Here is a 15,256-nt window from a genome sequence, read left to right on the forward strand (position 1 = left end):
TTTGAGTTTCAGTCTTGCGACCGTACTCCCCAGGTGGGATACTTATCACTTTCGCTTAGTCACTGAGCTAATGCCCAACAACTAGTATCCATCGTTTACGGCGTGGACTACCAGGGTATCTAATCCTGTTCGCTCCCCACGCTTTCGTCCCTCAGCGTCAGTACATACGTAGTAGACTGCCTTCGCAATCGGTATTCTGTGTAATATCTATGCATTTCACCGCTACACTACACATTCTATCTACTTCCATATGACTCAAGTCAACCAGTATCAAAGGCAGTTCCATAGTTGAGCTATGGTATTTCACCTCTGACTTAATTGACCGCCTGCGGACCCTTTAAACCCAATGATTCCGGATAACGCTCGGACCCTCCGTATTACCGCGGCTGCTGGCACGGAGTTAGCCGGTCCTTATTCTTACAGTACCGTCAAGCTGCTACACGTAGCAGTGTTTCTTCCTGTATAAAAGCAGTTTACAACCCATAGGGCAGTCTTCCTGCACGCGGCATGGCTGGGTCAGAGTTGCCTCCATTGCCCAATATTCCTCACTGCTGCCTCCCGTAGGAGTCTGGTCCGTGTCTCAGTACCAGTGTGGGGGATCCCCCTCTCAGGGCCCCTACCTATCGAAGTCTTGGTAAGCCGTTACCTTACCAACTAACTAATAGGACGCATAGCCATCTTTTACCGATAAATCTTTAATTAAAACTCGATGCCAAGTCTCAATACTATAAGGTATTAATCTTCATTTCTAAAGGCTATCCCTCTGTAAAAGGTAGGTTCTATACGCGTTACGCACCCGTGCGCCGGTCGTCATCTGTAGCAAGCTACAATGTTACCCCTCGACTTGCATGTGTTAAGCCTGCCGCTAGCGTTCATCCTGAGCCAGGATCAAACTCTTCATTGTATATTTTAAATAATATGAATGAATAAGTTTCAAAAGAATTTGTCTAAATTTAATTAAACATGGTTATTCTACTCTTTGTTTACGCTGTCAATTTCAATATTTTCAATGAACTTCTAGAATAATAATCTCATGCATTTAAAACAATCATTATAAATCCTATCTTGTAGAAATACTAGAATCGAACTAGTAGACTTTTTATCAAAATCCTTACCAAAATCTCTGTAATCCTTTTTGCCGTATTTGTTAGCGGGTGCAAATATATAAACTATTTCTATTCCAACAAGAAAAAAAAATACTTTTTTTTAAACCCCTTTAAAACTAAAAAAAACTGAACGTAACTGCCGAAAATTTCGGACTGCAAACATACAACGTTTTTTAATCATAAACCAAATAAAAATAAACCTTATTTTTAATAAAATCTAAACAACCTTATCAAACTTAAAACCCAATCTAATCCCACAATACAACAACTCAATGAACATCACCAACAAAACAAAATCCCCGTTAGCGGGTGCAAATATACACCCTCTTTCTAATCTCACAACTATTTATCAATACTTTATCCAAAATTATCATAACAAAAAACGTAAATGTATTGCAATGAAGTATTTAGAATCTAATCCTTTTTAAAACTTTTCAATCTTTTTAACAAATAATCATAAATAACCAAGTGTTTAAAAGAAGTACATAGCAGTTCTATCATTCTCCATCATTAATTTTTTTTAGAAAAAAACTTGAAATTATGACCCAAAAAGAAATCTAATATTAAAGAGTGGAAATTCTTTAAAACTCTTTTATTATTTGTTAAAATGCAGTGTTAGGGATTGAAATGGCATCCTTTTTTGAAGAATTGAAAAAAAGATAGAATGTAAAGCCCGACCTTTTTTCTAGGTAAATCTTATTTTTAATGCTAATAGACTGCTAAAAAAAGGGAACACAAAAAGAAAAAAGAGAATAGGTTTTAATAAGTAGGAATATCTATTGTGTAAAAAAATGTTTTCTAATATATTTGTGCCCTCAAATAGGCCATACTAAATGATTAAAATTACTTTACCTGACGGAACTATTAAGGAGTTTGCTAAAAACAGTACTCCGATGGATGTTGCAAAAAGCATTAGTGAAGGGTTTGCTAGAAACGTAATCTCAGCAAACTTTAATGACACAACACTTGAGACCACTACTCCATTAACCACTGATGGTTCATTAATTTTATATACGTTTAAAGATGATAACGGTAAGAAAGCATTCTGGCATTCTTCTGCGCATGTTTTAGCCGAAGCTATTTTAAGTTTTTACCCGAAAGCTAAATTAACCATTGGACCTGCCATTGACAACGGTTTTTACTATGATGTAGATTTAGGAGAGAATGTAATTTCTGATAAAGATTTCAAAAAATTAGAAAGTAAATTTTTAGAGATTGCTCGCGGAAAACATGAGTTTTCTTTACGACCAGTTTCTAAAGCAGATGCTTTAACGTTATATAAGCAAGAGAACAACCAGTATAAAGTTGAATTAATTGAAAATTTAACGGATGGAGATATTACTTTTTGTGACCATAGTAACTTTACTGATTTATGTAGAGGAGGGCACATACCAAACACTGGAATTATAAAAGCTATTAAAATAATGAGTGTTGCCGGTGCTTATTGGCGAGGTGATGAAAATAATAATCAATTAACTCGTGTTTATGGAATTAGTTTTCCAAAGCAAAAGATGCTAACTGAATATTTAGAGTTATTAGAAGAAGCAAAAAAACGTGATCACCGAAAACTTGGAAGAGAGTTAGAATTATTTACATTTTCTCAAAAAGTAGGTGCTGGTTTGCCTTTATGGTTGCCAAAAGGAGCTGCTTTAAGAGGACGTTTAGAAGATTTCTTAAAGAGAGCTCAGAAAAAAGCAGGTTATGAGATGGTGATGACACCACATATTGGTCAGAAAGAATTGTATGTTACTTCTGGACATTACGAAAAATACGGTGCCGATAGTTTTCAATCAATAAAGACTCCTAAGATGGATGAAGAGTTTTTATTAAAACCTATGAACTGTCCACATCACTGTGAAGTTTATAACTTTAAACCGTATTCTTATAAAGATTTACCCAAACGTTTTGCAGAATTTGGTACTGTATACCGATATGAGCAAAGCGGAGAGTTACATGGATTAACTCGCGTTAGGGGATTTACACAAGATGATGCTCATATTTTCTGTACACCAGAACAATTAGATCAAGAATTTAAAGACGTAATCGATTTAGTATTGTATGTTTTTGGTTCGTTAGGTTTTGAGGATTTTACTGCTCAAGTTTCTGTAAGAGATAAAAGTAACCCCGACAAATACATAGGTGATGTTGAAACTTGGGAAATAGCTGAAAATGCCATTATAAGTGCAGCGACAGATAAAGGCTTAGCCTTTGTAATTGAAGAAGGTGAAGCTGCCTTTTATGGTCCTAAATTAGACTTTATGGTAAAAGACGCTTTAGGCAGAAGTTGGCAACTTGGAACGATTCAAGTTGATTATAATCTACCAAAACGTTTTGATTTAACCTATAAAGGGGCAGATAATCAATTACACAGACCCGTAATGATTCACAGAGCACCATTTGGCTCCATGGAGCGTTTTATCGCAGTACTACTAGAACATACGGGGGGTAACTTCCCTCTTTGGTTAACTCCAGATCAAGTTATCTTGCTGCCAATCAGTGATAAATATCAAAAATATTCAGAAAAAGTTTTAGAATCGTTAGAAAATTCCGAAATTCGCGCCCTCGTAGATAACCGAAATGAAAAAACTGGTCGCAAGATTAGAGATGCAGAAGTTAACAAGACACCATTTATGGTGATTGTTGGTGAGAAAGAAGAGCAAGACGGAACGGTTTCTGTTAGACGACATGGACAAGGAGATATAGGATCATTTACAATTGAAGAATTTATTTCGTTAATTAAAACTGAAGAAAGTAAAACATTGAAGAAATTTTAATTAATTTTGAATTTCATCAAAAAGATTAAAAGGTTGTAAAACAACCATAAGTTAAACTTAAAATTTATAAGTCATAGCAATACGTAGAAGCAGGTCGAGAAGGCCGTTAAGAGTAATCAAAGAAGATCAACATAGAATTAATGAAAAAATAAAATATGTTGACGAAGTTCGTCTTGTGGGCGAAAATGTTGAAGTTGGTGTGTATCCTTTGGACAAAGCCAAAGAATTAGCCAATGAACAGGAATTGGATTTGGTAGAGATTTCTCCAAAGGCGAAACCACCTGTTTGTAAAATTATTGATTATAAGAAGTTTTTGTATGAACAAAAGAAACGTGAAAAATCTTTAAAATCTAAAGCTACCAAAGTTACGATTAAAGAAATACGTTTTGGACCTCAGACTGATGAACATGATTATGAATTCAAAAAGAAACATGCCCTAAAGTTTTTACAAGAGGGTGCAAAATTAAAAGCATTTGTATTCTTTAAAGGACGTTCTATTATTTTTAAAGAACAAGGTCAAATTTTATTACTAAAATTAGCACAAGAATTAGAAGAGTATGGTAAAGTAGAGCAATTACCAAAATTAGAAGGTAAACGAATGATTATGTTTATTGCTCCAAAAAAAGTAAAATAAAAATCTTATAAGCAAGATAAAAACGAAGGAGAGATGCCTAAAATGAAAACCAAATCTAGCGCCAAAAAACGATTTAAAGTTACTGGTACTGGTAAAATCAAAAGAAAGCACGCGTTCAAAAGTCACATTCTAACGAAGAAGTCTAAAAAACGTAAATTAAAGTTAACTCATGATACTTTAGTACACAAGTCTGATGAGTCTAACATTAAGCAACAGTTAAACTTAAAGTAAGTTTAACAAGGGAATTTAATTATTAACCATGGAGCTAGGCCAAAATAAAAAGTATTCCGAAACGAATCGCCTACTACAAAAAACATTGAAATTATGCCAAGATCAGTAAATTCAGTAGCCTCAAGAAAAAGAAGAAAAAAAATCTTGAAGGCAGCAAAAGGTTACTTCGGACGTAGAAAAAACGTTTATACAGTAGCAAAAAATGCGGTTGAAAAAGGTATGCTTTATGCATATAGAGACCGTAAAAACAATAAGAGAAACTTCCGTTCTTTATGGATTGTGCGTATTAACGCTGCAGCTCGTTTACACGGAATGTCTTACTCTCAGTTTATGGGAAAAGTGAAAGCTAATAATATCGAATTAAACCGAAAGGTTTTAGCTGATTTAGCTGTAAACAACCCAAACGCTTTTAAGGCAGTTGTAGAGAAAATTAAATAAATAATAATACTTGCTTATATTTAAAAACCCAAACTTTTTGTTTGGGTTTTTTTCATAAATTTACATTATCAAAAAAGTATACAGATGAAATTTAAAATGTTATTTATTCTTTTTATTATAAACGCTTTTTCTTCTTTCTCACAAGAAGTTAGAGCAGAAGATTACTCAATAAAAGGTCAGTTTGATAAAGTCTACAGAACATCAACTACGTTTAGACCTCCTGGTACCGGTAAAAAATATAAAGTAATAGACATCGTTAAATTTCAGAAAATAAAAGAAAATGTTTTAGACTCTTTAAAAAATTCAAAAAAAATAATTTCTGAAAAAGAAAATTTATTAAATACGGAAAGAGAAAACATTCAAAAACTTAATACCTCTTTTAATAAAACTAAATTAGATTTAACTGTTGCTCTGCAAAAAGAAAACTCAATTTCCTTATTTGGGGCACAATTAAATAAAATAACTTACAACATAATTTTATGGTTTATCATTACGGCCTTAACCCTTTGTTTAATTTTCTTTGTTTTTAAATTTTCTAAAAGCAATGTACTAACAAAAACAGCTCAAGAAAACTTGAACTATGTTGAGGAAGAATTTGATAATCATAAGAAAAAATCAATTGAAAGAGAACAAAAACTGCGAAGGCAATTACAAGATGAAATCAATAAGCACAGGAATGCTTAATACCTAACTTTTTATAATTACAATATTTCTAACAGAAGACAAAGAATACTGATTTATTGCTATTATTTGTCTTTTCTATTATGTTAATATTATCATACTGATAAAAATAATAATCCGAGAGAAACCTTCCTCGTTATTTTGTTGGTTTGGTTACAATTTACTACTTTAATGAACTATTAATCCAAAAAAAATTAACATCACAAAATTACTTATGAAAACCCTTTTTTATACTAGAGAATTCCCTCCTTATGTTTACGGTGGAGCTGGGGTTCACGTAGAATACCTTGCAACTGAATTATCTAAATTAATGAATGTAGATGTTCGGTGTTTTGGAGATCAAAATTCTAAAAAAGGAAGTTTAACGGTGAAAGGTTTTCCTTTTGATAACCCTATTTTTGATAATTCAAATGATCAATTAAAAGCTGTATTTAAAACTCTTAGTACTGGGCTTCATATGAACGCAGATGCAATTGATGCAGATATTGTGCATTGTCATACTTGGTATGCTCATTTCGCAGGTATTATTGCTAAACTTTGTTATGGTATTCCTTTAGTCATTACAACCCACTCGTTAGAGCCGCTAAGACCATGGAAAAGGGAACAACTAGGGCGTGGATATGATGCTTCCTCTTGGATAGAAAAGACAGCAATTGAAATGGCAGATGCATTAATTGCGGTTTCTGAGGAAACGAAAGAAGATGTATTAAAACATTTTAATGTTGACGAAAGCAAAGTAAAAGTGATTTATAATGGAATCAATCTTCAAGAATACGTTACTACTTCAGAAACTTCTACCTTAGATGAATATGGAATAGATAAAGACACCCCTTATGTACTATTTGTAGGAAGAATTACAAGACAAAAAGGAATTATTCATTTAGTAAATGCCATAAAATATATAAATCCAGACACTCAGATAGTTCTCTGCGCGGGTGCACCAGACACTCCAGAAATTGGAAAAGAAATGGAGGATGCCGTTAATGAGGTTAAAAAAAGCCGTAAGAATGTAATCTGGATTGATAAAATGTTATCAAAAAAAGAAATCATTCAATTATATTCTCATGCTGACGTATTTTGTTGCCCATCAATTTATGAACCTTTTGGCATTATAAATATTGAAGCTATGGCTTGTAAAACAGCAGTTGTTGCAAGTGCCGTTGGAGGAATAAAAGAGGTTGTTGTTCATGGAGAAACAGGTTTTTTAATTCCTGTAGAGCAGCAAAAATCCGCTCCTTTTGAGCCGATAAATCCAGATAAATTTGCTAAAGATTTGGCAAATGGTGTGAATAGCGTAATTAGTAATCCTGCATTAAGAAACTCTATGGCTAAAAAAGGTCGCAAAAGAGTTGAAGATTATTTTGATTGGATAGCAATAGCAAAACAAGTAGAAGAATTATATAAATCAATAAAAAAATAAGGCAATGATAAATGATAAAGTATTAGGAATTATTCTAGGTGGAGGCCAAGGATCAAGATTATATCCATTAACTAAAGACAGATCTAAACCTGCTGTGCCTATTGCAGGAAAATATAGATTAGTTGATATTCCTATTTCTAATTGTATCAATTCTGATATCAAAAGAATGTATGTATTAACTCAATTTAATTCTGCTTCTTTAAATGCCCATATTAAAAATACCTATCACTTTAGTTTTTTTAGCTCTGCTTTTGTAGATGTTTTAGCGGCAGAACAAACTATTCATAGTGATAAATGGTTTCAAGGAACTGCAGATGCAGTAAGACAAAGCATGCATCACTTTTTAGCAAATGATTTTGAGTATGCTTTAATTCTTTCTGGTGATCAATTATATCAAATGGATTTTAATGATATGATTCAGAAACACGAAGAAAGTGGTGCAGAAATATCAATAGCTACCTATCCTGTTAACGCAAAAGATGCTACTCAATTTGGGCTATTAAAAACAAATGAAGAAAATGTAATTACTTCGTTTATCGAAAAACCGGGTACTGAATTGTTACCAAACTGGACATCGGACGTTGGTGATGAGATGAAATCTCAGGGTAGAGATTACCTTGCCTCTATGGGTATATATATATTTAACAGAGATTTGTTAATTAAATTAATGGACAACCCTGATACAAATGATTTTGGAAAAGAAATTATTCCACAAGCTATTGCAAAACACAAAACACTAAGCTATCAGTATGAAGGTTATTGGACAGATATTGGAAATATAGATTCTTTCTTTGAAGCCAATTTAGGATTAACAGATGATGTTCCTCAATTTAATTTATATGATAATAAAGGAATTTATACAAGAGCCAGGGTACTCCCTACTTCTAAAATATCCGGAACTATTTTAAATAAAGCAGTTATAGGTGATGGATGTTTAATTCACGCAGAAAAAATAGAAAGGTCTGTTATTGGAATTAGATCAAGAATTGGTAAAAATTCTTTAATTTCTAATACCTACATGATGGGTAATGATTCTTATGAATCTTTAGAGCAAATTTCAAAAAATAATATTGAAATTGTAATGGGAATTGGTAATAGATGCTATATTCATAACTGTATTGTAGATAAAAATTGTAGAATTGGAGATGACGTAAGAATTAATGGTGGAACGCATATAGAAAATATAGAAACAGATTCTTATATGGTGAAAGACGGAATTGTAGTAATTAAAAAAGATGCTACTATCCCGGTTGGAACTATTATCGGATAAAACATTTTTTTACTTTTTTATTATAAAAACTTAAACAAATTAATGCAAAATCAAAGTAGAATTGTCATAGAAAATATTACTCCACAAATAAATAATGGAAAAGTCTTTATAAAACGCGTTGTTGACGAAATTGTAAATGTAACTGCAGATGTTTTAGTTGACGGACATGATGTTCTTCAAGCTAATTTATTATTCAAGCACGAAACCGATAAAAATTGGTCAGAAGTTAGAATGTCCTCAACCTTTAATGATGAATATACTGCTAGTTTTCACACACCAAAACAAGGGTTTTATTTTTATAAAGTCGAAGGATGGGTAGATTATGCTTTAAATTGGCAACATGGTTTAGAACGGAAAATTGATGATTATCAGCATGTAAGTTCAGAACTTTTAGAAGGAGCAGAACTACTATCTGTAATTAGTGAAAAAATATCTTCAAACGAAAAAAATTATTTACTTCATTTAATATTTATTTTTAAGAATAATAAAACGTATGCAGAAGCGATTAAAGAAGCTGTTTCTGAGAAGTTAACATCCATTTTAAAGCAATATCCAGAGAAAGTATTAATTGAAACTTGTCAAACATATCAAGTTTATGTAGATAGAAAAAAGGCAAGGTTTAGCACTTGGTATGAATTTTTCCCGCGTTCAGCTTCCGAGCAAGAAGGAATACATGGTACCTTTAATGACTGTCATAGACTACTTCCAAGAGTTGCACAAATGGGGTTTGATACCTTATACTTCCCTCCTATTCATCCAATTGGAGAAGTAAATAGAAAAGGCAAAAATAATACTACTGTTGCACAAGATGGAGATGTTGGCTCTACTTGGGGAATTGGCTCTAAACATGGAGGTCACAAAGATTTACATCCGGAGCTAGGTTCTTTGGAAGACTTTAAAAACTTAGTTTCAAAAGCAAAAGAATTAGAAATTGAAGTTGCTATGGACTATGCATTGCAGGCAGCACCTGATCATCCTTGGGTTAAAGAACATCCAGATTGGTTTAAATGGAGACCAGATGGAACTGTGCAGTATGCAGAAAATCCACCAAAAAAATATCAAGATATTCTCCCCATTTATTGGGAAAGTAAAGATTTTAAAAATCTTTGGAAAGAATGTTTAGATACCTTATTGTTTTGGATTGATTGTGGAATTAATATTTTCAGAGTTGATAACCCACATACAAAACCTTACTATTTTTGGGGCTGGATTATTGCCGAAGTAAAGAAAAAACATCCAGATGTATTATTTTTAGCAGAAGCTTTTACCAAACCGAAAGTAATGCAACAATTAGGGAAGCAAGGCTATACACAATCTTATACTTATTTTACTTGGAGAGAGTCGAAACATGAATTGATCGAATACATGAATGAGCTTACCAAAACAGATCAAAAAGAATATATGAGGCCAAATTTCTGGCCAAATACACCAGATATTAATCCATTTCATTTACAAGGAGCTCCAGAAAGTAAATATTTACAGCGCTATGCTTTGGCGGCAACATTAAGTTCTAATGTAGGTATTTATGGACCCGTTTTTGAGCAGATGATTAGTGACCCTATTCCTGGAAAGGAAGAATATTATATGTCAGAAAAATTTCAACTTTGTCATTATGATTGGTTTAAAGAAAATAAAGTAACTACTTTAATTTCTAGAATTAACAACATTAGAAAAGAAAACGAGTCTTACCAACAAACAAATAATATTCAATTTTTAGAAACTGGTAACGATCAAATCATAGCATTCTATAAATGGAATGATACTAGAACTAATGAAACATTAACAATTATAAGTTTAGACGCTTATAATGCACAAACTGGTTCTGTACAATTACCACTTCATGAATTAAAATTAAATCATGGTCAAAAAATAGAAGTGGAAGATTTGGTGACAAGAAATTGCTATAATTGGTATAATGAATGGAATTATGTAGAATTACATGCAACCTTGCCGTTTCATATTTTTAAAATTAACAAGTAAAACATAAAATATTTCTATTAAAATAATTTAGAAAATGTTTTGACCTTATAACTATGGCACAAACAAAAATACACAGTCTTTTTACGGAATTTGATATTCATCTTTTTCAGGCAGGAAAACACTATCGTCTCTACGAAAAATTTGGATCACATATTACAACCGTAGATGGTATAAAAGGAACTTACTTTGCCGTTTGGGCTCCAAGTGCAAAATCTGTTGCTGTAATTGGGGATTTTAATTTTTGGTTGGAAGGAGAGCATCACTTAAATGTACGTTGGGACGGAAGCGGAATTTGGGAAGGTTTTATTCCTGAAGTAAGCAAAGGAAGTATTTATAAGTATAAAATTAGAAGTTCTAATAACGATATAACTACAGAGAAAGCTGATCCTTTTGCAAGGAGATGCGAGCACCCGCCAAAAACGGCATCGGTTGTTTGGGAAGATGAATATGCTTGGAAAGATAAAAAATGGATGAAAAACAGAAAAAAGAATAATGCATTAGATGCTCCCTTTTCTGTTTATGAAGTCCATTTAGGTTCTTGGAAAAAACAAATTGAAGAAAATCGCTTTTTAAGTTATAGAGAATTAGCAGAAGAATTAGTTGATTATGTTGAAGAAATGAATTTTACACATGTAGAATTTATGCCAATCATGGAATATCCGTATGATCCAAGTTGGGGATATCAATTAACAGGATATTTTGCTCCGACATCACGTTTTGGTTATCCAGATGAATTTAAATATTTAGTAGATAAATTCCACGAAAAAGGAATTGGAGTGCTGTTAGATTGGGTTCCTTCGCACTTTCCTTCAGATGATCATGGTTTAGGTTTCTTCGATGGTTCGCATTTATATGAACACCCAGATAGAAGAAAAGGGTATCACCAAGATTGGAAGAGTTTAATTTTTAATTACGGAAGAAACGAGATAAAAGCATTTTTAATTAGTAATGCAATTTTTTGGCTAGACCAATATCATGCAGATGGTTTAAGAGTTGATGCCGTAGCTTCTATGTTGTTTCTTGATTATTCTAGAGAAGAAGGACAATGGGAACCAAATGAATTTGGCGGAAGAGAAAACTTAGATGCCATTAATTTTATTAAAGAAATGAACGCGGCTGTTTATGAAGCTTTTCCAGATGTTCAAACTATTGCAGAAGAATCTACCTCTTTTCCTCAAGTATCTCGACCAATTTACGATGGTGGTTTAGGTTTTGGTATGAAATGGATGATGGGTTGGATGCATGATACTTTAGATTATTTTGCTAAAGAGCCTGTTTATAGAAAACATCATCAAAATGATTTAACCTTTAGTTTAAATTATGCATTCACAGAAAATTTTATGCTACCTCTTTCTCATGACGAAGTTGTGTATGGTAAAAAATCAATCGTAGATAAAATGCCTGGTGATGAATGGCAAAAATTTGGAAACTTACGTTTACTTTATGGCTTCATGTATACACATCCAGGAGCAAAATTATTATTTCAAGGTGGTGAATTTGGACAAACAAGTGAATGGAATTTCAATGGAAGTTTAGATTGGCATTTGTTAAATTTCGATGTACATAAAGGAGCACAAAATTTAGTAAAAGATCTAAATAAATTATACAAAAAAGAACCCGCTTTGCATCAAAAGCAATTTTCACCAGAAGGATTTGAATGGATCGATCACGGAGATCATGAAAACTCAGTAATGTCTTATCTTAGAAAAGGTATAAATGAAAAAGATAATATAATTGTTGTTTTAAACCTTACTCCTGTTCCGAGAGAACATTATAGAATAGGTTTACCAAAAGCTGGTGCATTAACAGCCATTTTTAATAGTGATGCTATAAAATATAACGGATCAGGAAAATTTAAAAACAAAAAAATAACTTCAGATCAAAAAGTATGGAATGCTAGAGAGAATTCTATCGAACTAAATTTACCCCCATTAGGTATGATGGTCTACAAATACAAATAATATTAAACCCTCTTTTTTATCTCTGATGATATAATGATAAAAAAGAGGGGTTCTTTTTTTATACTTCATAAAAAAACAAAGTATTTTTAAAACTTTAAAAAATCTTTTAGCAATATTTAAAATAAAATGTACCACTCTTATTTTTAAATAAATAAGGAATATTTTTACTGGAAATATAGACTAAAACGTTATCGTAGAAAAAAGAGTTTAACCATATATTTTTTACAAACTTTTACGATTTTTACAAGACAAAAAAAAACAAGCTAAAAAATGATTGTTAATACAGAACTAGAACAAAAAGGGAATTTATTTCCTTCTGAAATTGTAACCTATAAGAAAGATGTAGACACATTATATTTTACAACAAAGAATAATGTTGTTTTGCAACTTACAGTGGTAAGAGACAGTGTTATTCGATTTAGATATGCTACTGCAGGTAAGTTTGAAAATGATTTTTCTTACGGAATTACAAAATATGCAAGTAGAGGATACAATTTCTTAGAAGTTACAGAAGACAAAAAAAACTATATAATAACCACTTCTAAACTTATTTGTAAAGTTGAAAAAAAAAGTTTACAAGTCAGTCTATATGATGCCAAAGACTTAAAAATCATCAACCAAGATGAAATTGGTTTTCATTGGGAAGAGAGTTATGAATACGGAGGAGATATCGTAAAAATGAGCAAGGTTTGTCAGAAATCTGAAAGCTTTTATGGCTTAGGCGATAAGCCTGTTGATGTCAATTTAAAGGGAAAACGTTTTGAAAACTGGGCAACAGATTCGTATGCTTTTGGAAAAGATACAGATCCTATTTACAAAACGATTCCATTTTACACATCTATTCAAAATGATAAATCTTATGGTATTTTCTTTGACAACACGTTTAAAACTCATTTCGATTTTGCACATGAAAGAAGAAATGTAACTAGTTTTTGGGCACAGGGTGGTGAAATGAACTACTACTTTATCTATGGTCCAAAAATGGAAGATGTTGTTATTAACTATACAGACTTAACAGGTAAACCTCAACATTTACCTCCATTATGGGCTTTAGGATTCCATCAATGTAAATGGAGTTACTATCCAGAAAGTAACGTTAAAGAGATAACAAAAAAATTTAGAGACTTAAAAATACCATGTGATGCTATCTATTTAGATATAGATTATATGGAAGGTTTCCGCTGTTTCACTTGGGATAAAAAACATTTCCCAGACCCAAAAAGAATGGTGAAGGAATTAGAAGATGACGGTTTTAAAACTGTGGTTATTATAGACCCAGGAATTAAAATAGATTTGGAATACCCCGTATTTAAGGAAGCTTTAGATAAAGACTATTTCTGTAAACGTGCAGATGGTCCTTATATGAAAGGTAAAGTATGGCCTGGAGAATGTTATTTTCCTGACTTTACAAAACCAGAGGTAAGAACTTGGTGGGAAGGTTTATTTCAAGAATTGATTGAAGATATTGGTGTAAAGGGAGTTTGGAATGATATGAACGAACCTGCTGTAATGGACGTTCCTAACAAATCATTCCCCAATGATGTGCGTCATGATTATGATGGAAACCCTTGTTCGCACAGAAAAGCACACAATATTTACGGAATGCAAATGGCACGTGCAACTTATCATGGATTAAAGAAATACGCATATCCAAAACGTCCATTTGTAATTACAAGAGCTGCTTATTCTGGTACACAACGTTATACCTCTACTTGGATGGGAGATAACGTAGCAACATGGGAACATTTAGCCATTGCTAACAACCAAGCACAGAGAATGGCCATGTCTGGTTTCTCTTTTGCAGGAAGTGATATTGGTGGATTTGCGGAACAACCTCAAGGAGAATTATTTGCACGTTGGATTCAGTTAGGAATTTTCCATGCATTTTGCAGAGTTCACTCGTCTGGAGATCATGGAAATCAAGAGCCTTGGGTATTTGGCGAAGAAATTACAGATATCGTTCGTAAATTTATTGAAATAAGATATCAGCTATTACCCTATTTATATACCGCTTTTTGGAAACATATAACAAAAGGAACTCCTATCTTAAAATCATTAGTCTTATTCGATCAAGAAGATCACGGAACACATTATAGAAGTGATGAGTTTGTGTACGGAGATAAAATTTTAGTTTGCCCAATATTAGAACCAAATGCTAAAGGAAGAAGAATGTATGTACCAAGAGGGAAATGGTATAATTTCTGGACTGACGAACTTGTAGAAGGAGGAAGAGAAATGTGGGTAGATGCAGATATAGATAGCGTACCTTTCTTTATCAAAGAAGGAGCCGTTATACCGAAATATCCTATCCAACAATATGTCGGAGAAAAGAAAATGGATGATATTACTTTGGATGTTTATTATAAAAACGGTAAAGAAAAATCTGAACTTTTTGATGATGCACATGATGGTTATGATTATAAGAAAGGTAGATATAGTTTACGTACTTTTAAATTAACTGGCAAAAAGGATGAATTTATTTTACAACAACACAAAGAAGGCGTCTTTGATGCACAATACAAGAAGTTTAATATTGTATTCCATAATTTGCCATTTACAATTACTTCAATACAAATAGATAATGTAGAAATTTCTTTAGATAATTTTAAAACTGGTAAAAACCAATCCATATCAATAGAGAAAGAGTTTACAGAATTACATTTATTTGGAAAATAGAAAGTCTTAGGAAATAAGGAAATGAGAAACCTCCCCATAAACATGGAGGCCTCTCCTTATTTATGGGGAATTGAGAATTTCATCA

General features: G+C 32.4%; 10 protein-coding genes and 1 rRNA gene (1 of these 11 only partly in view). 10 read left to right on the forward strand and 1 reads right to left on the reverse strand.

Features of this window, described 5'->3' with window-relative positions; all coding sequences use genetic code 11:
* A 16S ribosomal RNA gene (locus ATE90_RS09320) occupies positions 1-904 on the reverse strand (it extends 616 nt beyond the left edge of the window).
* Positions 905-1,939: 1,035 nt separating this feature from the next.
* Between ATE90_RS09320 and thrS the strand changes: the two genes are divergently transcribed.
* From thrS to ATE90_RS09370, 10 genes are all read left to right on the forward strand, one after another.
* Positions 1,940-3,880, forward strand: a complete 1,941-nt coding sequence (gene thrS / locus ATE90_RS09325; RefSeq protein ID WP_036787094.1) for a threonine--tRNA ligase — start codon at positions 1,940-1,942, stop codon at positions 3,878-3,880.
* Between the two features lie 115 nt (positions 3,881-3,995).
* Positions 3,996-4,514 (forward strand): translation initiation factor IF-3, encoded by a 519-nt coding sequence (gene infC / locus ATE90_RS09330; protein WP_081958182.1) that lies wholly within the window; start codon positions 3,996-3,998, stop codon positions 4,512-4,514.
* Between the two features lie 33 nt (positions 4,515-4,547).
* Positions 4,548-4,745 carry a 50S ribosomal protein L35 gene (rpmI, locus tag ATE90_RS09335; RefSeq protein ID WP_036787103.1) on the forward strand — a complete coding sequence of 66 codons (198 nt, stop codon included), beginning with the start codon at positions 4,548-4,550 and terminating at the stop codon, positions 4,743-4,745.
* 93 nt (positions 4,746-4,838) lie between these two features.
* Entirely contained in the window at positions 4,839-5,183 is a 345-nt protein-coding gene (gene rplT, locus ATE90_RS09340; RefSeq protein ID WP_036787106.1) for a 50S ribosomal protein L20, read from the forward strand.
* An 84-nt stretch (positions 5,184-5,267) separates the two neighbouring features.
* The gene (locus ATE90_RS09345; RefSeq protein WP_036787109.1) at positions 5,268-5,867 is read left to right on the forward strand and encodes a hypothetical protein; all 600 of its coding nucleotides are present in this window, start codon (positions 5,268-5,270) and stop codon (positions 5,865-5,867) included.
* A 211-nt stretch (positions 5,868-6,078) separates the two neighbouring features.
* Positions 6,079-7,284, forward strand: coding sequence for a glycogen synthase (gene glgA / locus ATE90_RS09350; RefSeq protein WP_036787127.1), 1,206 nt, complete (start codon positions 6,079-6,081; stop codon positions 7,282-7,284).
* A 4-nt stretch (positions 7,285-7,288) separates the two neighbouring features.
* Positions 7,289-8,554: a glucose-1-phosphate adenylyltransferase gene (locus ATE90_RS09355; RefSeq protein WP_036787150.1), complete on the forward strand. Its 1,266-nt coding sequence runs from the start codon at positions 7,289-7,291 to the stop codon at positions 8,552-8,554.
* A gap of 42 nt (positions 8,555-8,596) precedes the next feature.
* On the forward strand, positions 8,597-10,534 hold the full coding sequence (locus ATE90_RS09360; protein WP_036787153.1) for an alpha-1,4-glucan--maltose-1-phosphate maltosyltransferase: 1,938 nt from the start codon (positions 8,597-8,599) through the stop codon (positions 10,532-10,534).
* Between the two features lie 53 nt (positions 10,535-10,587).
* Positions 10,588-12,495: a 1,4-alpha-glucan branching protein GlgB gene (glgB, locus tag ATE90_RS09365; protein ID WP_036787156.1), complete on the forward strand. Its 1,908-nt coding sequence runs from the start codon at positions 10,588-10,590 to the stop codon at positions 12,493-12,495.
* Between the two features lie 270 nt (positions 12,496-12,765).
* The gene (locus ATE90_RS09370; RefSeq protein ID WP_036787159.1) at positions 12,766-15,171 is read left to right on the forward strand and encodes a glycoside hydrolase family 31 protein; all 2,406 of its coding nucleotides are present in this window, start codon (positions 12,766-12,768) and stop codon (positions 15,169-15,171) included.
* Positions 15,172-15,256: the final 85 nt, after the last annotated feature.

This window comes from Polaribacter sp. Hel1_33_96 (genome assembly GCF_002846595.1).
Classification (GTDB): Bacteria; Bacteroidota; Bacteroidia; order Flavobacteriales; family Flavobacteriaceae; genus Polaribacter.